General features: G+C 60.9%; 15 protein-coding genes and 2 tRNA genes. All 17 read right to left on the bottom strand.

What is annotated here, in order from left to right; genetic code table 11:
* Positions 1-67 precede the first annotated feature (67 nt).
* Positions 68-982, bottom strand: a complete 915-nt coding sequence (gene rfbD / locus DWY95_RS01325) for a dTDP-4-dehydrorhamnose reductase (protein ID WP_118551701.1) — start codon at positions 980-982, stop codon at positions 68-70.
* A gap of 13 nt (positions 983-995) precedes the next feature.
* Positions 996-1,883, bottom strand: a complete 888-nt coding sequence (gene rfbA / locus DWY95_RS01320) for a glucose-1-phosphate thymidylyltransferase RfbA (protein ID WP_118551699.1) — start codon at positions 1,881-1,883, stop codon at positions 996-998.
* 648 nt (positions 1,884-2,531) lie between these two features.
* On the bottom strand, positions 2,532-3,323 hold the full coding sequence (locus DWY95_RS01315) for a glycosyltransferase (protein ID WP_118551697.1): 792 nt from the start codon (positions 3,321-3,323) through the stop codon (positions 2,532-2,534).
* Positions 3,324-3,428: 105 nt separating this feature from the next.
* Entirely contained in the window at positions 3,429-5,867 is a 2,439-nt protein-coding gene (locus DWY95_RS01310) for a glycosyltransferase family 2 protein (RefSeq protein ID WP_118551695.1), read from the bottom strand.
* A 128-nt stretch (positions 5,868-5,995) separates the two neighbouring features.
* Complete coding sequence (locus DWY95_RS01305) at positions 5,996-7,057, bottom strand: SpoIID/LytB domain-containing protein (protein WP_243082505.1); 1,062 nt, start codon at positions 7,055-7,057, stop codon at positions 5,996-5,998.
* Between the two features lie 516 nt (positions 7,058-7,573).
* A tRNA-Tyr gene (locus DWY95_RS01295) sits at positions 7,574-7,659 on the bottom strand.
* Between the two features lie 310 nt (positions 7,660-7,969).
* Positions 7,970-8,044, bottom strand: a tRNA-Thr gene (locus DWY95_RS01290).
* Positions 8,045-8,152: 108 nt separating this feature from the next.
* Positions 8,153-9,010, bottom strand: coding sequence for a 16S rRNA (adenine(1518)-N(6)/adenine(1519)-N(6))-dimethyltransferase RsmA (gene rsmA / locus DWY95_RS01285; protein ID WP_097792659.1), 858 nt, complete (start codon positions 9,008-9,010; stop codon positions 8,153-8,155).
* A gap of 73 nt (positions 9,011-9,083) precedes the next feature.
* Positions 9,084-10,463, bottom strand: coding sequence for a S41 family peptidase (locus tag DWY95_RS01280; protein ID WP_118551691.1), 1,380 nt, complete (start codon positions 10,461-10,463; stop codon positions 9,084-9,086).
* Between the two features lie 161 nt (positions 10,464-10,624).
* Complete coding sequence (locus tag DWY95_RS01275) at positions 10,625-11,965, bottom strand: M23 family metallopeptidase (protein ID WP_243082503.1); 1,341 nt, start codon at positions 11,963-11,965, stop codon at positions 10,625-10,627.
* An 18-nt stretch (positions 11,966-11,983) separates the two neighbouring features.
* Positions 11,984-12,889: a permease-like cell division protein FtsX gene (locus DWY95_RS01270; protein ID WP_118551689.1), complete on the bottom strand. Its 906-nt coding sequence runs from the start codon at positions 12,887-12,889 to the stop codon at positions 11,984-11,986.
* A complete protein-coding gene (gene ftsE, locus DWY95_RS01265; RefSeq protein WP_118551687.1) occupies positions 12,886-13,647 on the bottom strand; it encodes a cell division ATP-binding protein FtsE in 762 nt (253 codons plus the stop codon). Before ftsE ends, DWY95_RS01270 begins: the two co-directional genes overlap by 4 nt.
* A gap of 112 nt (positions 13,648-13,759) precedes the next feature.
* On the bottom strand, positions 13,760-14,845 hold the full coding sequence (locus DWY95_RS01260; RefSeq protein WP_055189472.1) for a helix-turn-helix domain-containing protein: 1,086 nt from the start codon (positions 14,843-14,845) through the stop codon (positions 13,760-13,762).
* 264 nt (positions 14,846-15,109) lie between these two features.
* Positions 15,110-15,811: a pseudouridine synthase gene (locus DWY95_RS01255; protein ID WP_118551685.1), complete on the bottom strand. Its 702-nt coding sequence runs from the start codon at positions 15,809-15,811 to the stop codon at positions 15,110-15,112.
* 124 nt (positions 15,812-15,935) lie between these two features.
* The gene (gene purB, locus DWY95_RS01250) at positions 15,936-17,381 is read right to left on the bottom strand and encodes an adenylosuccinate lyase (protein WP_118551683.1); all 1,446 of its coding nucleotides are present in this window, start codon (positions 17,379-17,381) and stop codon (positions 15,936-15,938) included.
* A gap of 312 nt (positions 17,382-17,693) precedes the next feature.
* Complete coding sequence (locus tag DWY95_RS01245) at positions 17,694-21,389, bottom strand: phosphoribosylformylglycinamidine synthase (RefSeq protein WP_118551681.1); 3,696 nt, start codon at positions 21,387-21,389, stop codon at positions 17,694-17,696.
* Between the two features lie 281 nt (positions 21,390-21,670).
* Entirely contained in the window at positions 21,671-22,972 is a 1,302-nt protein-coding gene (gene purD / locus DWY95_RS01240) for a phosphoribosylamine--glycine ligase (RefSeq protein WP_118551679.1), read from the bottom strand.
* Between the last annotated feature and the right edge of the window lie 219 nt (positions 22,973-23,191).

Here is a 23,191-nt window from a genome sequence, read left to right as displayed (position 1 = left end):
CCTCTCAGTCACCTGCGGTGACAGCTCTCCCTTCGGGAGAGCTGGACGTGAAGCGGCCTGAGAGGGTTTACTTCATCCCATTCTCGCCGTCCCAGTGCTCAAAGAAGCAGGCCAGGGCAGCCTTCCAGTCGCGTACCTCGTTGCCGACGGTGCAGCGCAGCATCCGGTTGTCCAGAGCGCTCCACTTGGGGCGGTCGGCGCTTTCGGGGTGCTTGGCCTTGTACTCCTCGCTGGTGCAGGGGGCCACGGTTGCGTCCACGCCGGACAGGCGGATGATCTCGGAGGCGAAATCATACCAGGAGCAGATGCCCTCACCGGTGCAGTGATACAGGCCGTACTCATGGGTGACGCAGAGCTGCAGGATCTCGTGGGCCAGGTCCACCGCGTTGGTGGGGTTGCCGCACTGGTCGTTGACGACTTCCAGCTTGCCGAACTTTTTGCCCGCGTTCACGATGGTCTTGACGAAGTTCTTGCCATAGTAGCTGTACAGCCAGGCCGTGCGGACGATGAAGTGGCGGTGGCAGAACTGCTCCACGTACTTCTCGCCCATGAGCTTGGTGGAGCCGTAGGCGCTGATGGGGCCGGGAAGGGTGGCCTCATCCTGTGCGATGCCGCCGTTCTCGCGGCCGGAGAAGACGTAGTCGGTGGAGACATGGACCAGGCGGGCACCGGTCTTGGTGGCAGCCTGTGCCAAGTTGCGGGGGCCGAGGGCGTTTGCCTTGAAGGCCGCGTCGTGGTTCACCTCGCAGCCGTCCACGTTGGTGTAGGCAGCGCAGTTGATGATGACATCCGGGCGCTGACGGCGGATGAAGTCATCCACCATCTTGTAGTTGGAGATGTCCAGTTCGGGCAGGTCCACAGGGATGACGGTCGCGCTCTGCAGCTTTTCGGGGATGGGGCCGATCTCGCTGCGGCCCTCGCGGAGCTGCTTGATGATCTCGGTGCCCAGCTGACCCTTGCAGCCAGTAACGATGATTTTCATGTGCGGTCTCCTCTTAGTATCTCAGTTTTCCGTCGGCCACATTCTTCAGGTGCTGGCCATAGGGGCTCTTGCCATAGCGCTTTGCGCTCTCCAGCAGCGTGTCGCGGTCGATCCAGCCATACTTGAAAGCGATCTCCTCCGGGGCGCTGATCTTGATGCCCTGCCGCTTCTCGATCATCCGCACGAAGTCGGCGGCATCCACCAGGCTGTCCATCGTGCCGGTATCCAGCCAGGCAAAGCCGCGGCCCAGCAGCTGGACGTCCAGCTCGCCCTTCTTGAGGTACATGTCGTTCAGGGTGGTGATCTCCAGCTCGCCGCGGGCAGAGGGCTTGACCTGCTTTGCCATCTGGACGACTTCCTTGTTGTAGAAGTACAGGCCGGTGATGGCGTAGTTGGATTTCGGGTGCTCCGGCTTTTCCTCCACGCTCAGGACTTTGCCGTTGGCGTCGAACTCGACGATGCCAAAGCGCTCCGGGTCCGGTACGTAGTAGCCAAACACGGTGCAGCGGCCCTTGGTCTCGGCGTTGGAGGCAGCGGTCTTCAGGATCTTGGAGAAGCCGTTGCCGTAGAAGATGTTGTCGCCCAGGATCATGGCGCAGCAGTCGTCGCCGATGAACTCCTCACCCAGAATGAATGCCTGTGCCAGGCCATCGGGAGAGGGCTGGACCTTATATTGCAGATGGATGCCGTACTGGCTGCCATCGCCCAGCAGCGCCTCGAAACGGGGCGTGTCAGTGGGGGTCGAAATGATAAGGATATCCTGGATGCCCGCCAGCATGAGGGTGGACAGAGGATAGTAGATCATCGGCTTGTCGTAGACAGGCAGCAGCTGTTTGCTGGTGACCATGGTCAACGGGTAAAGCCGGGTGCCGGCGCCGCCGGCGAGAATAATACCTTTCATCGTTTGTGCACTCCTTTAATTAAAATGAAAAAAGTTGTGCAGCTATACGAAGCCTTCGTTTCCTCCGGCCTCGTAATATTCAAAGCGGAGCTGCGTCCGCTGTCAACAAAGTTGCAGAAAAACCGCTCTGCCGGGGGTGCTCCGACCACCGCAGATAGTTTTACACTTTATTTTACTATCAAATCGAAAAAAAAGCAAGAAAGAACGGCCCTTTACAGAAATTTTTCTGCAAAGGGGCCGTTCTCCTGATGTCATTTGCGGTTTTCTGGGGGATGAACCTCTCAGGCATCGCGTAAGCGCTGGCGGAGAAGCTGTCCTTCGTACAACCTCTCAGTCATCGCTTCGCGATGCCAGCTCCCCTGGTAGGGGAGCCACTGGCGAGTCGGTAGTGGTCGTGCTGAACGAGCAAAGTTTTTTGCAATCGGGAACGGCCGGGCTCCGCTGTTAAGATTCACAGCTGCAATACAATGCCGCTGCCAATGAGAGCAGGGCCCACTGCTTTGCGCTCCATCAGGCCCAAGCGAACAGTAGGGCTGGCCCGGCCTGCCAATGGCTCCCCTACCAGGGGAGCTGTCGAGCCGTAGGCGAGACTGAGAGGTTGTACCGAGGAAAGCGCGCTGCTATTGTAAACCTGCCTGAGAGGGTTGTTCACCATCGGAATCCCCACTTGGAGAAGTACCGCAGCAGGTTGCTGGTCTGCCAGAGGGCAGGCTTGAGGCTGCGGTGGGCAGCGCGGTGCCAGGCGTGGATGGCCGTGAACTGCGGCACAAGATATGCCTTGCCCTGCGTGCGCATCTTCTGGGTGAGGTCGGCGTCTTCCACGTACATGAAGTACTTCTCATCGAAGCCGCCCACTGCCCGGAAAGTGCGGGTGCGCACCGCCGAGAAGCTGCCGGTACAGAACTCGATCTCGGTGGGGCGGGTCAGGTCTTTGTCCTTCATGAGGTAGGCATCGTTGTACTTTGCCCAGAACCTGAGCGCCGGCAACTGGCGGTAGACCATGGGGCGGAGCGCACACCGGCGCAGCGGCAGCTGCTGGGGGCGGCCATCCGGGAAGACGAGCGCAGGCCGGGCCATGACGACGTCCGGGTGCTGCTCCATCCAGTCGGCCAGGTCGCTCAGTGTGTCCGCCGTCAACTGGATGTCCGGGTTGAGGATGAAGTGATAGTCGCTGTCCAGTTCCGGCAGGACCATGTTGTGGCCGGTGCCGAAGCCGCCGTTCTCGGTGCGGCAGCGGACAACGACCTGCTGCCCCTCCCCTGTTGCCAGCAGGCCGCTGTGCAGCGCTGCTTCCAGCTTTTGGCCGCTGCCGTCCGGGCTGGCGTTATCCACCAGATAGAGGGTCAGCGGGTGGCGGCGGGTGAACCGCAAAACGGTCTGTGCCGCTTTCAGCGCCTCGTCGTACCCGTTATAGACTACAATACAAGCTGATAGTTTCAAATGGATTCTCCTCTTCTCTGTCGCGGCGCCCGACAAGTTCCGAACGGAACGGCCTGCGCCATCCTGCTCCGGCCTTGGCGGACACGCGAAGCATGACCGGGAGGGTCATTCCAGCGGCAGGATCTTCAGTGCGAAATCCTCCCGCTGGATGTCAAAGTTGGGGTTGGTGCAGGGGTCGCCCTTGGCCAGAAGGTCGCCCCAGCGGGCCTGGAAGCGGAGCACCTCGCCCTGGAAGCGCTTCTGCTTTTCGGGGTTGTCCTCCATGCCGCGGCTCTTGCTCTCGTAGTGGTAGAGCTGGGCGAACGGGGTAAAGACGTTGGTATAACCCGCCTCACGGACGCGGACGCAGAAGTCCACATCGTTGAAGGCCACCGCATAGCTCTCATCCAGGCCGTTCAGCTCCTGATAGATCTCACGGCGGATGAGCAGGCAGGCAGCGGTGTCGCCGTAGACGTCCTGCACATAGTTCAGGCGGCCCATGTAGCCATCGGATGCCGCCGGGAAGTATTTGTGCAGGTGGCCCGCCACGCCGCCGATGCCAAAGCCGATACCGGCATGCTGGATGGTGTCGTCCGGATAGAGCAGTTTGGCGCCTACGCAGCCCACCCGCTTTTGCTGGGCGTACATGACCATCTCTTCCAGCCAGTTGGGGGTGATGACCTCGGTGTCGTTGTTCAGCAGCAGCAGATATTCGCCGGTGGCGAACTTCTCGCCGAAGTTGTTCAGGGCGCTGTAGTTGAAGCCCTTGCCCTGCCAGGTGACGACGTGCAGGTTGGCATGCTCCTGCTCCATCCGCTTGTAAGCACGGAACGTCTCCGGCTGCCTGCTGTTGTTCTCGATGATGATGAGTTCAAAATCCGGGTAGGTGGTGCGGTCGTAGATGGATTCCACGCACAGCTCCAGATCCTTGATGTGGTCACAGGTGGGGATCAGGATGCTGACCCGGCCCGGATGCGCGATGGTGTAATCGGTCTTGTAATAACCGGGCGTACCGGGGATGAGGGTCACATCATCCACCGCCACGCCGCAGCGCTCGTAATGCGCCTTGAGCGCCGCAATGCCCGCTTCAATGCAGTAGGTCTTGGCGGAGATGTCCGCCGCCGTGCTGCCGGGGCTGGAGCGCCAGTAGTACAGCGCATGGGGGATGTGGACGATCTTCTCGGCCTGTTCGGTCAGGCGGAGGAAGAGGTCGTAATCCTGACTGCCGTTGTATTCCATCCGCTCACCGCCGCCGCTGCGCTCCATCAGGGCGCGGCTGAAGACGGACAGATGACAGATATAGTTGTTGGAGCGGAGGTTGTCCAGCATGAAGTCCGGCTTGAAGTGGTAAAGCACCACATTCTCCACCTCGCCCTCAAAGGTGGCCTCGTCGGTATAGACGAAATCCGCCTTCTGCTCGGCGATGGCTTTGGCCGCATACCACAGCGCACAGGGGTGCAGGATGTCATCATGGTCCAGCAGGGCGATGTACGCGCCGGTGGCCATTTCAAAGCCATGGTTGGTGTTGCCGGGGATCAGCTCGTTCTTTTCCAGCTTCTGGTAGCGGATGCGCGGGTCGGACGCGGCGCGGGCCTGGACCTTCTGGCCCACGGCAGGGTCCTGCCCGGCATCCACGCAGCACAGCTCCCAGTTGCGGTAGGTCTGGTTCACGACGGAATCCAGCAGCTCTTCCAGAAAGTTCAGCGGAGTGTTGTACAGCGGCACCACGATGCTGATCTTCGGCCCGGCGGGCTGGTCGTTTGCCTGCCGGACCAGCAGCTCCACTGGGGCGAAGCGGTCGGCCCGCATCGTCATGCCGGGGAAGAGCGCCGCATACACACGGCGGGCACGGGCCTTTTCCAGCATACCGGAAACGCCCTCGGTGCGCAGCTCATGCAGGAAGACAAAGAGCGGGAAGGTGTGCCAGAGCTGGCGGCTCTTGCTGACCGCATAGCGGGCGGGCCAGGTCATCTTCCAGAAGGTGGAGCCTGTGACCTCGTTCAGGGTCTGCTCCAGCTGCTTTTCGTGGCTGCGGCTCAGGGAGAGGTCGCTGCGCAGCCGCTCGATGAGGGCCGCTTCCTCGCCGCAGGTGCGCTCTGCACGGACCATCCGGTCCCGCAGGATGTCGAGCTCTTCCTCGTAACCGCGGACCATCCCCATGGCGCTGGGCTGGACAGTGCAGAACAGCGCCGCCTGCTGGGCACGGCCCCGGCTGCGCCACTGCAGATCACGGTAGTAGCCGCGCTCGGCCAGCTTTTCCGCCCATGCGGACAGGGCGGTGGCATCGGTGCACACCAGCAGGACCTGTTCGGCCAGCTGGGCGGGCAGTTCGACCCAGACCGGGTCTTCCACCACCAGCAGCTCCGGCTGGGCCGTGGCGGCCGCCGTCCAGGGGTTGGTCCGGATGCCCGCACGGCGCAGCGCCTTTTCCAGCAGCGCACCGGACTCCTCATCGGCTGCAAGCACCGCAGCCGCCTCCGGTGCCAGCTCCTCCGCGATGCGCTGTGCCAGCAGGCGGCAGCGCTCTGCAGCCTCTCTCGTTTCCTTTTCTTTCTCCAACTGCATTTCTGATTTCTCCACTTCTCCGCAGGACGCAGATCCCGCGCTTCGCTTTCCTATAAACTAATATAGTATACCAGATTCCGCCCCGTTTGAGAAGCGCTTTTGCCCATTTTCCTGCGGATGCCAGTTCTTTAGCCGAACAGACCGCTCAGCCAGCCGAACAGGCCGGAAGTGCCGCGGCCCGCCTTGCCGATGGAGGTGCCGGGATAATAGTGCTTGAGGATCTTTTTATAATTCATTCCACGCTCGTTGGCATAGCCCACCGCGCCGCACTGGCTCATCCCCACACCGTGGCCATAGCCGTAGTAGTACATCACCGGAGTGCCGTTGGCATCGGTACCGAAATCGAAGCAGTAGCGGGAGCTGACGAACTGGCCGAGATACCGGTAGCTGCTGCCATCGACCGTCAGGGTGTTGTACTGCACATAGCCGCCCAGATCCTTGTGGGTGGTGTCAGCGCTTTGGTAAGCCTGCCCCGTCTTGCTGTTGGTGTATTCGGTATAGCGGTAATCTCGGCCGATGATGCGGCGCATCAGGTTATGATACTGCTCCTCATAGGGGCTTTCCACGCTCTGCAAATACGGTACATCGCTGCCCCAGGCATCCTGACCGGAACAGGTGCCATAGGTACCGGTCTGGGTGTTGTAGCCTGCGCTGGCCGACCACACCGCGTCAATGACCGAACCATTGTAGGTCACGACCTCGTCTTTGACCGGCTCGATGGCCTTGCGCAGAGCCTCCCGCGTAGAGGACGGAATCTCACCCACCGGGGTGTAGATCAGGGCGTTGGCCGAAGAGCCGTACTGTTTATGGTACAGCAGATAGGAGTGGATGGCCACAGCCTGCGCCTTCCAGGCCTGCTGCGCCGCCGACGCGCTGACGAAGCTGCCAATGGAGCCAAGTTCGGTGTAGGTGATGCCCACCAGGCAGTCCACCAGATCGAGCGTCACGTTCCGGCGCAGGCCCTTGCCCTTGATGTTCAGGTAAGGCATCGTGATCTTATTCCGCGAGCCGAACAGCCAGCTCAGGCAGTTTTCTTCCTCCGCCGGGATCAGAGTCGTGTCCGCGCCGCCCATGGTGGTGGGGTGGGCCGTCTCGCCCTCAGCAAATGCGGCGGGGGCCGCCGTGCACAGCAGCACCACTGCCAGTACCAGCGCCGCAATGCGGCGTGCAACCATCGAAATACGCTTCAAAGTCGGTTTCCTCCCAGTATGCACCTCATATGTGCAATTTTTTCTTCCAGTTTAACACACCCGGCGGGCCTGGGCAAGAACCAGACTTTGTTTTTCACATTTGCCTTCTTCCCGCCCGGCCCTGAGAAAGTTTCCACGAAACAGAAAATCCAGTACCCGGTTCGGATACTGGATCTCTTGGTGGGCGCGGGTGGATATCGCGAGCCGCGCTGCTAAAAACAGCCCACCGGGCTGTTTTTGCGCTGTCTTCTGCGACAGCGCCGCAGCTGTTCGAATCCGCCCGCTCAGCCCTGAAAAAGTTTCTACAAAACAGAAAATCCAGCACCCGGTTCGGATGCTGGACCTCTTGGTGGGCGCGGGTGGAGTCGCGAGCCGCGCATCTAAAAAAGCCCCACTGGGGCTTTTTTGCCCGCCGGACTGTACGGCGGGCCGATGCTGTTCGAATCCGCCCGCTCAGCCCTGAAAAAGTTTCTACAAAACAGAAGATCCAGCACCCGGTTCGGATGCTGGATCTCTTGGTGGGCGCGGGTGGATTCGAACCACCGAAGCTGAAAAGCAGCAGATTTACAGTCTGTCCCCATTGGCCACTCGGGAACACGCCCAGATTCAATTTTTACAGCCACAGCTGACTGCCTGTATATCTTACCATCTCGCCTCGTTTTTGTCAACCGATTTCTGAAAAAGATTTCTATAAAAGTACAACTTTTTCGCAAAACGCTGCGTTTGCATGGTTCTTGTTTCCTTCTCGCAAGCCCCATTCCTCTGATCGTATGCCGTTTTTCTCCATGTGTGCGCTTTACCATCATGACCTCTTCAAATTTGTCGCACTTTCCGGGCTTTTCACAACGCATATAAAAGCAAAAATCCCACGATACACGCCGCCATTTCAACGGTATATCGCAGGATTTTTCTTGGAGCTAGTGACAGGAGTTGAACCTGCAACCCACTGATTACAAATCAGTTGCGCTGCCATTGCGCCACACTAGCGAACACTACCAGAATAGTATACCACCAGCGGGCGGGTTTGGCAAGGCTGATTTTTGATTTCCGGGTTTGTTTGCGGGCCGATGTTCCCGCCGCAGGCAGACGGTCTGCTCACTGCGCCGCAAGGGCCTGCTGGATCTTGGCAAAATCCTCCAGCGTCAGAGCTTCGGGACGGATGCGGGCATCGAACCCGGCCGCTTCAATGGCAGCGATGACCGACTCCTTGGAGCGGCCAAGGCCGCTGGCGATGGCGTTGGCGGCGGTCTTGCGGCGCTGCCCGAAGGCTGCGCGGATAAGGGCAAAGTAGCCGTCCTCATCTTCCACCTGCACTGCGGGGGTAGGGCGGATGTCCATCCGGACCACGGCGCTGGTCACCTTGGGGGCCGGGTAGAAGCTGCCCGGCGCAGCGGTGAACATCATCTTCGACTTTGCATAGTAGCTCACCGCGCAGCTGATGGCGCTGGAAGCGCGGGTGCCGGGGGCTGCTGCCAGACGGTCGGCGGCCTCCTTCTGGACCATGACGGTCAGGCTCTCCACAGGCAGGCGGTCGCCCAGCAGCTTCATGACGATGGGGCTGGTGATGTAATAGGGCAGGTTGGCGCAGACGGCCACCGGCATTCCGGGGAACTCCTCCTCGATGAGGGCGCGGAGGTCCACCTTGAGCACATCGTTCATGACCAGCTTGAAGTTGTCCACACCGGCCATCGTCTCCTCCAGCAGGGGCGGCAGGCGCTCGTCCACCTCAATGGAGACGACCTTTGCGGCGCGTCGGGCCAGCTCACGGGTCAGCACACCGATGCCGGGGCCGATCTCGATGACGCCATAGCGCCGATCCACGCCGCTGGCATCCACGATCTTGAGGGGCAGACCGGGGTTGATGATGAAGTTCTGGCCAAAGCCCTTGGACAGGGCAAAATCATATTTCTCGCACAGGGCGCGGACGTAAGACAGGTCGGTCAGCTCCGGCATAAGTTCCATCCTTTCTTTGGGCAAAAAGGCCTCCGGCAGGAGCGCCGGGGGCCTTTGCGGTATCTGGTTTCGTTTATTCTGCGGTGGAAGAGGCCGTTTCCTCGCTGGAAGCGGCACTTTCGGCAGCGGTCTCACTGGACGCAGCGGCCTCCGAAGAAGCTGCCTCGGCAGCCGCGCTGTCGGCTGCGGTGCTGTCGGAAGCAGCTTCGCTGGAAGCTGCCTCGTTGACACCGCTGACGGTGGTGGTGCCGCTCATCTGCTGCGCCGTGCTGACAGCGCGCTGGATCTGCGGGTCGTTCTCAACGGTGTAGTCGTAATACGCGGTCTGCTCATCCGCCGTCAGCGGGCGGTCCACATCCACGCTCAGGCCGGTGCCGTCGAAGCAGCTGCCGTCGCCGCAGATGAGCTTTGCCACGGTGATGACCACGGCACTGCCATCGGAAAGGCGCTGCGGGCTGCTCTGGATGGTGCCCTTGCCCATCGTGGTGGTACCCACCAGGCGGGCACCGTTCAGGGTGCGCAGACTGCTGGCGAACAGCTCGGCCGCGCTGGCGGTGTTGCCATTGACCAGGCAGACCATGGGCAGGCTGACATACGAGTCGCCGGTGCTGCTGCCCAGCACGGTGCGGGTGCCGTTCTGATCCTCGGCATAGGCCAGCGTCCCTTCCGGGGCCACGAGGTCGATGCAGCTGAGGGCATCGTCCAGCAGGCCGCCGCCGTTGTCGCGGAGGTCGAAGACCAGGCTCAGGGCATTGTTGGCGCTCAGACTGCGGATGGCGTAGTCCAGCTCACTGGGGGTAGAGGCATCGAACTGACGGATCCTGATATAACCCACATTGCCCTGCAGCATCTGGAAATCCACCGTTGTGGTCGAGTAGCCGGAATGGGTCAGGTCTACGGTGTGCTCGGTCGCCTCGCTGTCCAGCCAGGTCACATTGACGCTCATGCCGGACTCGCCGCGCAGGCGGGTCTGGATGGCATCCACACCGCCCAGGCTCTTGACATCGGTGCCGTCCACGGCGGTGATGTAGCAGCCCACCGTGATGCCAGCTTCCTTGGCCGGGGATTCGTCGTAGACCTTGGTCACCTTGGCATAGCCGGACTGGTCCACGGCCAGTTCCACGCCGATGCCCAGCAGGGTGCCGTTCTGGGCGTTCATCAGGTCCGTGTATGCGGAGGCCGTATAATACCGGGCGTATTTATCGCCGGTGCCCAGCAGATAGCCTGCGGTCAGGCGGTCGTACAGGGTGGTCTCGTCGATCTGGTAATAATCGTTGCTGCGGACGTAGCGGTCCACCTCGGCGATCTTATTGTACATGCTCTCCTTTTCCTTCACGCTGGAAACGGTGCTGTCGAACAGGCGCATCGCCACCAGCATCGTGATGGAAAAGGTCACCGTCATGGCAAGGATCACGATGCTGACCGCCATGCCAACAGAGATTTTGCGATTCATTGTGTGGTTTCCTCCTCGGTCAGACCAGCAGCATCACGACCACGCTGCCCAGCAGAGAGAGGGTGAACACCCCTGCCAGGATCAGGCAGCCCCAGCGCAGGATGCGCTTGCGTTTTTCTTCGTTCATAGGACCGAACGGCCTCCTTTGATACCATCAGGAATTATCTCATGGGAATATAACTTCTAGGATTCACGGCATTGGCCTTGGAACCGCCCTTCCAGACTTCAAGGTGGAGGTGGTTACCGGTGGAGTTGCCGGTGCTGCCCACATAGCCGATGATCTCGCCCTGCTGGACATATTTGCCCGCAGAGGTCGCCACCGAGCGCATGTGGCCGTACAGCGTGCTGTACTGGTTGCCATCCGACATCTTGCCGTGGTAGATAATGACATAGTTGCCGTAGCCGCCGCTGGACCAGCCCGCCACCTGCACATAGCCGCTGGCTGCGGCATAGATGGGCGTTCCGGCAGGGGCCGCAAAGTCGGTGCCGGCGTGGAGCTTGTTCACGCCCGTCACCGGGTTCTTGCGCCAGCCGTACTCGCTGGAGATGCGGGTATAGCTCTTGAGCGGGCAGATGAAGCCGGTGAAGCTCAGCTGCGGCTTGGCCGCAGCCGCCTGGGCGATGAGCTTCTGGATCTCCTTCTTGACCGCCTCATAGTTCATCTCATCCGACTCGATGGCTGCCTGCGCATCCTTCTGGGCCTGCTGAGCCTCGGCTGCGCTCATCTTGGCGGCAGCGACGCTGGAGTTCAGCTCCTTCTGCTTTGCGCTCATCTGGTTGTTCTGTGCATCCAGATCTGCCTTTTTGCTCTGCAGGTCTGCCTTCTGCGTCTTCAGCTCGGCTCTCTGCTCTTCGAGCTGGAGCTTGTCGTTTTCCAGCGCCTCCTTCGCGTTGCGCATATTGGTCAGGATCTCGGTATCCTTGACCGAGATGTCCTGCAATGCTTCGTTGAAGGTCAACAGCTCATACAGGTTGGTGACCGAGGAGAGCATCGCCACGCTGCCGCCCTCCCGCAGCTCCTGCATGGCGGCCATGTGGCCCTTGAAGGCGCTCCACTGGGCGTCGATCTCGCCCTGCTTGGCGGTGATCTCCTCCTGCTTGGCGGCGATCTCCTGCTCTTTGGCGGCGATCTCCTGCTCCTTGAGGCCGATGCTGTTCTGCACCTGAGCGATCTGCGTTTTGAGCACACTGATCTGCCCCTGGACCACTGTGACCTTTTCCTTCAGTTCGGATTCCAGAGCCTTGGCGGCCTGTTCTTTCTTTTTGGCGTCGGACAGCTCTTTTTTGTGCTGCTCGATGGATTGGCTCAGCTTGTTCAGCTTGTTCTGCAGGCTGGACATGCTGGTCGCCGCCGCGGCCGGGTAGACCGAAACGGTCAGCAGCAGGCAGGCCATGGCCAGAAACAGGCTGGCCGCCCGCATCGCGCGGCCGGGGTAGCGACTGGGTCTTGCGTGGGCGGGGCGGTGATACAACCGGAACCCGGCCGAATGTTTTGCTTTCATCGCGGTCTCCCCCTTCGCTTACACATTCAGGTGCTTGCGGATGGAGAACATGCTGCCCAGACCGCCGATGAGCGCACCCGCCGCCAGACTGTAGAGCAGGATCGTCTGCCAGACGTTCTCCACCGGAACGAGGGCCGCACCCATGAGCATCTCCCACAGGCCGCCGAAAGTGCCGGACACCTGCACGATGTAGTAGTAGCCGCCGATACTCGCCGCCGAGGTGATCGCGCCGGAGATAAGGCCCATGGTCAGGCCCTCGATGAAGAAGGGCAGCGTGACCATGGCGTTGGTCGCGCCCACATACTTCATGATCTCGATTTCCCGCCGCCGGGCGAAGACGCTCAGGCGGATGGTGCTTCCCACCGTGATGATGCTGACCGCCATCAGGACGAGGATGACGATCTGCCCGCCCTTGGTCACGGCCCGCTGGATCTCCACGAAGGTGTGTGTCATCTCCACCGGCGCCGAGACACTGTACACGCCGGGGATGGTCTGGAAGGTCTGGCTGATGGAAGCCATCTGGCTGAGATCGCTCAGCGAGACCCGGTAGTTGGCTTTGAAGGGGTTGTCGTTTTCAAATTCGTCCAGCAGGGAGGCATAATCTGACAGGAACCCTTTGTAGGCATTCAGGGTGTCCTGCTTGGACATGAACTGCACCCCGCTGACGCCGGGGGTGGAGGCGATGCGCTCGCCCACAGCGGCGGTGGCGGCATCGTCGGCCTCCGGGTCCACGAAAACGACCATCTCGTTCTGCTGGCCCAGATAGTTGACCATGCTGTCCACATTGACCTCGGCCAGGTTTGCAAAGGTGTTCAGCGTCATGCAGACGCTCAGAGAGGCGATGCAGGCAATGGTCATGGCCCAGTGCTTGCCCAGGTTGCGCACACCGCGCCGGGTCAGGAATGCAAAGGTGGAAGGTTTCATACCAGTGCCTCCTTTCCGGTCTCCAGTGTGATCTCGCCGGTCTTCTCCAGGCTGTCCAGCGGCAGCGCCAGATCCGGTTCTGCCTCCCGGTCGGCCGGGATGTCGGAGACGATGCGGCCATCCTTCAGGGTCACGACCCGCCGGTGGAAACGGTGGACCAGCTCGTGTTCGTGGGTAACGACCAGCACGGTGATGCCCATGCCGCTCACCCGCTCCAGAAGTTCCATCATCTCAAGGCTCAGTTCGGGGTCGATGTTGCCGGTAGGCTCGTCCGCGATGACGAGCTTGGGCGCATGCGCCAGTGCGCGGGCCACGGCCACGCGCTGCTGCTCGCCGCCGGAGAGGAACTCCGGGTAGACGTTGGCCTTGTCTTCCAGATGGACCAGCTCCAGCATGTAGGGCACACGCTCCTTGATCTGTCTGCGGCCGATGTTGGTCACGTGCATGGCGAACGCGATGTTCTCATAGACCGTCATGGTGGGGATGAGGCGGAAGTCCTGGAAGATGATGCCCATCTGACGGCGCAGATAAGGGATCTTGTGGCGGCGGACCTTCGCAACATCCTTGCCGTTCACCAGGACACGGCCCTGGCTGGCCTTCTCCTCCCGGAGGATGAGCTTGAGCAGGGTGGATTTGCCTGCGCCGGAGTGGCCCAGCAGGAAGACGAACTCGCCGTCGTCCACATGGAAGTTGATGTCCTCCAGCGCGGGCTTCGTGCCCTTTTTATATTGCTTGGAAACATGTTCAAAATCAATCATCAGTTTAGTTGCTCCTGACGTAGTTATTTGGTCAGTACCCAAAAAGAACCGGCCAGCATCGGTTGCGAGCGGCCGGTTCCAGCGCCGGCGGCTTTGTGCCGCACAGCGAACATCAATATTTGGCCGGGTTGTTGGACAGGTACTTCTTGACCATCAATGCTACCTTGAAGACGATAGCGTCGTCGAACTCACGCAGGTCCAGGCCGGTCAGCTTTTTGATCTTTTCCAGACGATACACCAGCGTATTGCGGTGGACGAACAGGCCGCGGCTGGTCTCAGAGACGTTCAGGTTGTTCTCGAAGAAGCGCTGGATGGTGAACAGCGTCTCCTGATCCAGGCTCTCGATGCTGCCCTGCTTGAACACCTCACGCAGGAACATCTCGCACACGGTGGTGGGCAGCTGGTAGATCAGGCGGGCGATGCCGAGGTTGTCGTAGCGGATGATCTGCTTCTCGGTATCGAAGACCTTGCTCACCTCCATGGCGATCTGGGCTTCCTTAAAGGAGGTGGCCAGATCCTTCACATTGGAGATGGGGGTGCCGATGCCCACGACCGCCTTGATGTAATGCTCGCCGGACAGGGTATCCACGATGCTGGCCGCCAGCTTTTCCATATCGGTGCGGTCGATGCCCTTGCGGATCTCCTTGACCAGAACGGTGTCGGTCTCGCTGATGTTGAAGACGAAGTCCTTCTGCTTATCGGGGAACAGGCTGCTGACGACATCGTAAGCGGAGATATCGCCGCCGCTGGTCACGCGCACGATGAACACGACGCGGGAAACGTCGGTTGCAAAGTGCAGCTCTCTGGCCTTGGCGTAGATATCGCCGGGCAGGATGTTGTCCAGCACCACATTCTTGATGAAGTTGGACTTGTCGAACTTTTCATCGTGATACTGCTTGATGCTCTGCAGGCTGATGGACAGCACCGCCGCGAACTGACCGGCGGTCTCGTCCGCGCCCTCCACGAAGACAGCATAGTCGTTGTGCTTGGCGCTGGAGAACTGTTGATAGGTGTAGCCATCCCGCACAAAACGGTCGCCCGCTGTCAGGCGCTCCGCCATAAAGCCTTCGCGCACTTCTCCGATCAGGTTCAGCTCCGAGCAGGAGATCACTGCACCGGTCTCATCCACCACGCCGACCACACGGTCGATTGCGTCTTTCATCTGGTAGATCACGCTCTGGAATACTCTATTGGCCATAAATGGATACCCCTTTTCCTCTTTTGTGCAAGCCGCAGGGGCGAGATTGTGATTTTTAACAATTTCGCCGCATTACATTATCTATTTTACACAAAAGAATTTACTTTTGCAACATATTTCACCAAAAAATTTTTATTTTTCTTGTTGAAATTATCTTTCAGGGGTCTGACACGGCCTAAAAAGCGCCTTTTTGCGTGGTTCTTATCTGTATTCTACCGGGAAATTGTGATGTTTTTTTGAAAATGGGGTGAAAAGCCGACCCCTTCAGCCGGTAATTTCTGCCACTTCAGCGTCCGAAAGCTCCCGCCACTGCCCCGGCGCAAGGGCCGCATCCAGCGCAAGGCCGCCGATGGCGTCCCGGTGCAGGGCGTTGACCCCCGCGCCGTAAACGCCGAACATCCGCTTGATCTGGTGGTAGACCCCCTGTTTGAGCAGCACCCGTACCGTCAGGCCGTCGGGCGTCAGGGCCTCCACCTCGGCGGGGGAAAGCGCTGTGCCGTCCGCCAGGGTGACACCCGCCGCAAAGCCCGCTTTCATTTCAGCAGTCAGCGGCGTGTCCAGCGTGACGGTGTAGGTCTTGGAGACATGGCGCTTCGGGGCCAGGATGTCGTGGGCAAAGCCGCCGTCATCCGTCAGCAGCACGAAGCCGGTGCTGGTCTTGTCCAGCCGCCCGGCCGGGAACAGTTCCCGCCGGGGGTAGGCATCGCCCAGCAGGTCCACGACGGTGGTGTCCCGCTTGTCGGTGGAGGCGCTGACCACACCTTCGGGCTTGTTCAGCATGATGTAGACGAACTTCTGGTACGCCAGCGGTCTCCCTTCCACGGCCACCATATCCGTCTCCCGGAGCTGGGTGTCCCCTTTTTTGCAGAGCGTGCCGTTCACGGTCACTTTCCCCTTTTGCAGCAGCGTCTTCGCCTCGCTCCGGGTGCACTGGGCCGTCTCGGCCAGATATTTATCCAATCGCATGGGTTCTCCTTGTGATAGCAAAGCTGCGCCCTGCCAAAACAGCAAGGCGCAGCAAATCTTATTTCACGCTTCTTCGCGCAGTCTTCCATTTTTGCCGGAAGGCGGCAGAACAGCTCGCCTGCTTTTACACGCTCAAAGAAGCATGCTGCTCGATCGCATCGGGGTTGGCGTCAAAGATGGGCTTGAGGATGTGGGCGATGAACTCCTCCACCTGCTGGGGAGCGCGGCCCACAAAGTTTTCGGGCACCAGACCGGCCACGATCTCCTCTTTGGTCAGGCCAAAGGCAGGGTCTGCGGCGATGCGGTCCACCATATCGTTGGGCAGGCCCTCTTCCTTGACCTGCTTGCCTGCGGCAATGGCATGCTGGCGCAGGCGCTCGTGCAGCTCCTGACGGTTGCCGCCCTTTTCCACGGCCTGCATCATGATGTTCTCACTGGCCATGAAGGGCAGCTCCGCCATCAGACGGCTGCGGACGACCTTGGGGTAGACCACGATGCCGTCGGTGACGTTCAGCATAATGTTCAGGATGGCGTCTGCCGCCAGGAAGCCCTCGGCCATGGCAACGCGCTTGTTGGCGCTGTCGTCGAGGGTGCGCTCGAACCACTGAGTGCCGGTGGTGAAGCTGGGGTTCAGCACGTCCACCATCAGATAGCGGCTCAGTGCGCAGATGCGCTCGCAGCGCATGGGGTTTCGCTTGTACGGCATGGCGGAGGAACCGATCTGGTTCTTCTCGAACGGCTCTTCCATCTCCTTGAAGTTGGCCAGCAGGCGCAGGTCGGTGGCGAACTTCATGCAGCTCTGGGCAATGCCGGCCAGCGCGTTGAGGATGAAGGAATCCACCTTGCGGCTGTAAGTCTGGCCGGAGACCGGGATGACGGCTTCGGGGTCGAAGCCCATCTCCTCGGCAATGGAAGCATCCACGGCACGGATCTTATCCGCATCGCCCTTGAACAGCTCCATAAAGGAAGCCTGGGTGCCGGTGGTTCCCTTGACGCCGCGCAGCTGCAGCACGGCCAGACGATGGTCGATCTCCTGCAGGTCCATCACCAGCTCATTGGCCCAAAGGGTCGCGCGCTTGCCCACGGTGGTGGGCTGAGCGGGCTGGCAGTGGGTGTAGGCCATGCAGGGCATGTCCTTGTACTCCTCGGCAAAACGGGCCAGCTTGGCCAGTACGCCGATGAGCTTTTTGCGGATGAGCTCCAGACCCTGACGCATCACGATGATGTCGGTGTTGTCGCCGACGTAGCAGCTGGTCGCACCCAGATGGATGATGCCTGCCGCCTTGGGGCACTGCTGGCCGTAGGCGTAGACATGGCTCATGACGTCGTGGCGGACCAGCTTCTCGCGGGCAATGGCGACATCGTAGTTGATGTCGTCCACATGGGCTTCCAGCTCCTCCACCATTTCGGGGGTGATGTTGGTCAGGCCCTGCTTCATCTCTGCGCGGGCCAGCGCCACCCACAGACGGCGCCAGGTGCGGAACTTGTTGTCATCCGAGAAGATGTACTGCATCTCATCGGAGGAATAACGGGTGGAAAACGGGCTGATATAGCGGTCATGCTGAGACATTGGAAATCCTCCTACGCCCCCGGTCACTTGCACGAGGGCAGATTTTACTCGGTGCAGCCTCTCTGATTTTTATCCTTCTATACAACCTCTCCGTCTCACTTCGTTCGACAGCTCCCCTTGTAGGGGAGCCCTTGGCATCACGATACAGTTTCTGCTTTTTACGGCAGCAGCATGGTATGCCATGCGAACGAAGCCCTGCGGTACGCCAGAGGCTCTCCTACCAGGAGAGCTGGCACGGCGCAGCCGTGACTGAGAGGTTGTACGAAGGAACTCATCAATTGCAACGGAAAGGCCGATATCTTTATTCTACCATCAAATCTTGAAATAGTCTACGCCGCCCTCAAAGATCGGCTGGTACTTGTCACCCGTGACGTTCTTGTACAGGTACTCACCGCTGCGCTCGGAGTGGCCCATCTTGCCGAAGACACGGCCATCCGGGCTGGTGATGCCCTCGATGGCGAGGAGCGAGCCGTTGGGGTTGTAGCGCTGATCCATGGTGGGCTGGCCGTCCAGATCCACATACTGTGTGGCGACCTGGCCGTTCCGGACCAGCTCGTCCAGCACGTTCTGCGGAGCCACGAAGCGGCCCTCGCCGTGGCTGATGGCCACGGTGTGCTCATCGCCCACAGCACAGTTGCTCAGCCAGGGGCTGCCGGTGGAGGCGATGCGGGTGCGGACCAGCATGCTCTGATGGCGGCCGATGGTGTTGAAGGTCAGGGTCGGGTCATAGCTGGTGATGGGGCGGATATCGCCGTAGGGCACCAGACCCAGCTTGATGAGGGCCTGGAAGCCGTTGCAGATGCCCAGCATCAGGCCGTCGCGCTTCTGCAGCAGCTCACGCACTGCCTCGGTGACAGCGGGGTTGCGGAAGAAGGAGGCGATGAACTTGGCACTGCCGTCCGGCTCGTCGCCGCCGGAGAAGCCGCCCGGCAGCATGACGATCTGGCTCTCGCCGATGGCCTTGACCAGTGCTTCACAGCTGGCGGTGACGTCCGCCGGGGTCAGGTTGCGGATGACAAGGATCTCCGGGTCGGCACCGGCGCGCGCAAAGGCATGGGCGGTGTCGTACTCGCAGTTGGTGCCGGGGAAGACCGGGATGATGACCTTCGGTTTTGCCACGCCGATCTTGGGCGCAGCGGCGGGAGCTTCCAGCCGGCCGTTGATCTTGTCCACATTGGCACCGGCTTTGCGGTAGGGGTAGACCGGCTCCAGCTTGGACTCCCAGATCTCCTGCAGCTCGGCCATATCCAGCGTTTCGCCGCAGCACTCGAAGGTATAGTCCTTGGTGGTCTCGCCCAGCAGCTCACCGGCAGGCGAATCGGACACCATTTCCAGCACGATGGAGCCGTACATGGGCGCAAACATCTCCGCCGTGGTCTTGTCGGCCATCATCTTGAAGCCGATGCGGTTGCCCAGACCCATCTTGAACAGAGCCTCCGCCAGACCGCCGTAGCCCACCGAGCAGGCAGCGGCGACCATACCCTCTTCGATGAGCTGCTCGACCATCTTGTAGTTGGCCTTCAGCGAGAAGAAGTTGGGGCAGCCGGTCTCCGGGTCCAGAATGGGCCGCACCAGCACGACGGTGCTTTCCGGCTTCTTGAACTCGGTCGAGATCACCCGGCCGGCCTTGCCGATGGCCGTCGCGAACGAGACGAGCGTGGGCGGCACATCCAGCTGCTCAAAAGAGCCGGACATGCTGTCCTTGCCGCCGATGGAGGCGATGCCAAGGCCCATCTGGGCATCCAGTGCGCCCAGCAGAGCGGCCAGCGGCTTGCCCCAGCGCTCCGGCTTGGAACCCAGGCGCTCGAAGTATTCCTGGAAGGTCAGGTAGGCGTCCTCATAGCGGAAGCCGGAGGCGACCAGCTTGGTCACGCTCTCGACCACAGCCATCCGGGCACCCACATACTGGTTGGCGCTCATCAGGTAGGGGTTGTAGCCCCATGCCATGCCGGAGCAGGTGGTGGTCTCGCCGTCCACGGGCAGCTTTGCCACCATGGCGTTCTGCGGGGTCAGCTGGTGTGCGCCGCCAAAGGGCATCAGGACGGTGGCGGCACCGATGGTGGAGTCGAACCGCTCGGACAGGCCCTTCTTGCTGCACACGTTCAGGTCGCCCACCATGTTCTTCATCTTCTGGGCGAAGGTGATGCCGGACCACTGGGGCTGCCAGACGGTGCCCTGCTCCACATGGACGTTCTGGTGCTTCTCTGCACCGTTGGAGTTCAGGAACTCGCGGCTGATGTTGACGATGGACACGCCGTTCCACACCATGTTCAGGCGCTTTTCCTCGGTGACTTTGGCCACGGGAGTTGCTTCGAGGTTCTCCTCGGTGGCGATGGCGATGAACTTATCCACATCCTCCGGGGCAAGGGCCACGGCCATGCGCTCCTGGCTCTCGCTGATGGCCAGCTCGGTGCCGTCCAGACCGTCATACTTCTTGGTGACCTTGTTCAGGTCGATGTACAGGCCGTCGGCCAGCTCGCCGATGGCAACGGAAACGCCGCCCGCACCAAAGTCGTTGCAGCGCTTGATCATCTTGCAGGCGTCCTCGCGGCGGAACAGACGCTGGAGCTTGCGCTCGATGGGGGCATTGCCCTTCTGGACCTCGGCACCGCAGTGGTCGAGGCTGCCCAGATTGTGGGCCTTGGAAGAGCCGGTGGCACCGCCGATGCCGTCGCGGCCGGTGCGGCCGCCCAGCAGGACGATGACGTCGCCGGGAGCCGGGCACTCGCGGCGGACGTGGGAAGCGGGAGTCGCGCCCACGACGGCGCCGATCTCCATCCGCTTGGCCACATAGCCGGGGTGATAGATCTCATCGACCTGGCCGGTGGCAAGGCCGATCTGGTTGCCGTAGGAAGAGTAACCGGCGGCAGCGGTCGTCACCAGTTTGCGCTGGGGCAGCTTGCCGGGCAGCGTCTCGCTGACGGGCTTGAGCGGGTCGCCCGCACCGGTCACGCGCATGGCCTGATAAACGTAGCTGCGGCCGGACAGCGGGTCGCGGATGGCACCGCCGATGCAGGTGGCTGCGCCGCCGAACGGCTCGATCTCGGTGGGGTGGTTGTGGGTCTCGTTCTTGAAGAGGAACAGCCAGTCCTCATCCTTGCCGTTGACGTCACACTTGATCTTGACGGTGCAGGCGTTGATCTCCTCGGACTCGTCGAGGTTCTTCAGGATGCCCTGCTTCTTCAGCTCCTTGGCACCGATGGTGGCCAGGTCCATCATGCAGCGGGGCTTCTTGGTGCGGCCCAGATCCTCGCGCATAGCCATGTAGCGGTCAAAGGCCTCCTGCACCACAGCATCGTCGATCTGCACATCGTCCAGAATGGTGCCGAAGGTGGTGTGGCGGCAGTGGTCAGACCAGTAGGTGTCGATCATCCGGATCTCGGTGATGGTGGGGTCCCGGTGCTCACCGCGGAAATAGTCCTGGCAGAACCGGATATCGCCCAGGTCCATGGCCAGACCCTTTTCCTCGATGAACTTCTTCAGGCCCTCTTCGTCCAGCTCGTTGAAGCCGTCCAGCACCGCCACGGAGCTGGGGATGGGGTACTCCATCTTCAGGGTATCCTTCTTTTCCAGGCTTGCCTCGCGGGCCTCCACCGGGTTGATGACATACTTCTTGATCTCCTCCACCTGCGCCTCGGTCAGGCTGCCCTGCAGCAGATAGACGCGGGCCGAGCGGACGAGCGGGCGCTCGCCCTGGCTGATGAGCTGGATGCACTCGGCAGCCGAGTCGGCGCGCTGGTCGAACTGGCCGGGCAGATACTCCACGGCAAAGGACACACCCTCAAACTGAGGCAGCGCGTCGTAGGTGTCATCCACCGGCGGCTCGCTGAACACGGTGGATGCACACTGCTGGAACAGTGCCTCGTCGATGCCCTCCACGTCGTAGCGGTTGAGCAGGCGCAGACCGGTCAGGCCGGACACGCCCAGCAGCGACACCAGTTCATTCTTCAGCCCCTCGGCTTCCACGTCGAAGCCGGGTTTCTTTTCCACATAGATACGATATACCATAGGAATTTATCCTCTCTTTCAGTGACTCACCCTCTCCGTCAGCGCTGACGCGCTGCCACCTCTCCCAAAGGGCGAGGCATTGGCAGGACGGTCTTGAAACTGCTGGATGAACCACGCTTTATTTAACCCAAACGTTCAGGCTCCGCGACAGAGGTCAGCAACTGCTGCCAATCGGGACAGGGCCCCGCTGCATGAGAGCCACCGGCGACAACGCGCAGACCTGCCCGATATGCCAATGGCTCTCCCTCCGGGAGAGCTGGCGCGCAAGCGCCTGAGAGGGCTTACCCTTCTGCGATTGCCTTCAGTGCCCGCAGACCGATATCCGTCCGCTTGTGCAGTTTTTCGAAGGAGATCTTCTCGGCTGCCGCATAAGCCTGGGTGACGGCGGCGGTCAGCCGGGGTGCCGTAGCAGTGACGCCCAGCACACGGCCTCCGTTGGTGACGAGGGTGCCATCCTCGGTGATGGCCGTGCCGGAGTGGTAGACGGTGATGTTCTCCTCCCCTGCCAGCTGGCCGTTGGTCAGGCCGGAGATGGGCTTGCCCTTTTCATACTGGACGGGATAGCCGCCGGAAGCCAGGATGACACAGGCGGCGGCACCGTCGGAGAACCGGACCTCGGTGTCGGCCAGCGTACCATTGGTGCAGGCCGTCATGATCTGCAGCAGGTCACTCTCCAGCAGCGGCAGCACGACCTGCGTTTCCGGGTCGCCGAAGCGGCAGTTGTACTCGATGACCTTCGGGCCGTCCGGGGTGAGCATGAGGCCGAAGTAGAGGCAGCCCTTGAAGGGACAGCCCTCGGCGTTCATGGCCCGGATGGTGGGCAGGAAGATTTTCTCCATGCACTCGGCAGCGATGGCCGGGGTGTAGTAGGGGTTCGGGGCCACAGTGCCCATGCCGCCGGTGTTCAGGCCGGTATCGTGGTCGTTGGCCCGCTTGTGGTCCATGCTGGACACCATGGGCTTGACCACCTTGCCGTCGGTGAAGCTTAGCACACTGACCTCCGGGCCGGTGAGAAACTCTTCGACCACGACGTGGTTGCCGGAAGCGCCGAACTTCTTGTCCAGCATGATCTCCTTCACGCCGTCGGCGGCCTGCTGCTCGTTCTCACAGATGAGCACACCCTTGCCCAGAGCCAGACCATCTGCCTTGATGACGACAGGATACTTGCCCTCGGCCCGGATGTAATCCATGACCTTGGCCGGGTCGTCAAACGTCTCATACCTGGCGGTGGGGATGCCGTATTTCTTCATCAGGTCTTTGGAGAAGACCTTGGAAGCCTCGATGCGGGCCGCTGCCTTATCCGGGCCAAAGGTCGGGATGCCGACCGCCGCCAGCGCATCGACCATGCCCAGAGCCAGCGGGTCGTCCTGCGCGACGACGACATAATCGAACTGTTCCTCCGCTGCAAACGCGACCATGGTGTCCACATCGGTGGCCTTGATGTTCTTGCACTTGGCGTCATAGCTGATGCCGCCGTTGCCGGGTGCGCACCAGATCTCGCCGCAGTCCGGGCTCTTCTTCAATGCCTTGATGATGGCGTGCTCACGTCCGCCGCCGCCAACGACTAATATTTTTTTAGCCATATTCTATCTCCTAAACTCTCGTGTTCCATCCACATCCTCCCCTCTCCGTCATCGCTCACGCGATGCCACCTCCCCCAAAGTGGGAGGCACTGGCGAGTCGGTTCTGGCCCTGCTGACTGCCTGGGTTCGACCCGCCATAAAGATGTGGGCCTTGCCGCTCAGGCAAGCTGCTGCTTTTCGAAGCAGCGGAGCCCAATCGCTTCCGGAACATCGGGCCTT

This window comes from Faecalibacterium sp. AF28-13AC (assembly GCF_003478405.1).
GTDB lineage: Bacteria > Bacillota > Clostridia > Oscillospirales > Ruminococcaceae > Faecalibacterium > Faecalibacterium prausnitzii_E.
The sequence above is the reverse complement of the archived record's forward strand: the minus strand, read 5'-3'. Positions and strand labels throughout refer to the sequence as shown.

Bases quoted from the DNA above. Each gene is read 5' to 3' on its own strand.
- rfbD (WP_118551701.1), bottom strand. From the start codon at position 982: ATGAAAATCATCGTTACTGGCTGCAAGGGTCAGCTGGGCACCGAGATC.
- rfbA (WP_118551699.1), bottom strand. From the start codon at position 1,883: ATGAAAGGTATTATTCTCGCCGGCGGCGCCGGCACCCGGCTTTACCCG.
- DWY95_RS01310 (WP_118551695.1), bottom strand. From the start codon at position 5,867: ATGCAGTTGGAGAAAGAAAAGGAAACGAGAGAGGCTGCAGAGCGCTGC.
- rsmA (WP_097792659.1), bottom strand. From the start codon at position 9,010: ATGCCGGAGCTGACCGACCTGTCTTACGTCCGCGCCCTGTGCGAGAAA.
- DWY95_RS01280 (WP_118551691.1), bottom strand. From the start codon at position 10,463: ATGAATCGCAAAATCTCTGTTGGCATGGCGGTCAGCATCGTGATCCTT.
- DWY95_RS01275 (WP_243082503.1), bottom strand. From the start codon at position 11,965: ATGAAAGCAAAACATTCGGCCGGGTTCCGGTTGTATCACCGCCCCGCC.
- DWY95_RS01270 (WP_118551689.1), bottom strand. From the start codon at position 12,889: ATGAAACCTTCCACCTTTGCATTCCTGACCCGGCGCGGTGTGCGCAAC.
- ftsE (WP_118551687.1), bottom strand. From the start codon at position 13,647: ATGATTGATTTTGAACATGTTTCCAAGCAATATAAAAAGGGCACGAAG.
- DWY95_RS01260 (WP_055189472.1), bottom strand. From the start codon at position 14,845: ATGGCCAATAGAGTATTCCAGAGCGTGATCTACCAGATGAAAGACGCA.
- DWY95_RS01255 (WP_118551685.1), bottom strand. From the start codon at position 15,811: ATGCGATTGGATAAATATCTGGCCGAGACGGCCCAGTGCACCCGGAGC.
- purB (WP_118551683.1), bottom strand. From the start codon at position 17,381: ATGTCTCAGCATGACCGCTATATCAGCCCGTTTTCCACCCGTTATTCC.
- DWY95_RS01245 (WP_118551681.1), bottom strand. From the start codon at position 21,389: ATGGTATATCGTATCTATGTGGAAAAGAAACCCGGCTTCGACGTGGAA.
- purD (WP_118551679.1), bottom strand. From the start codon at position 22,972: ATGGCTAAAAAAATATTAGTCGTTGGCGGCGGCGGACGTGAGCACGCC.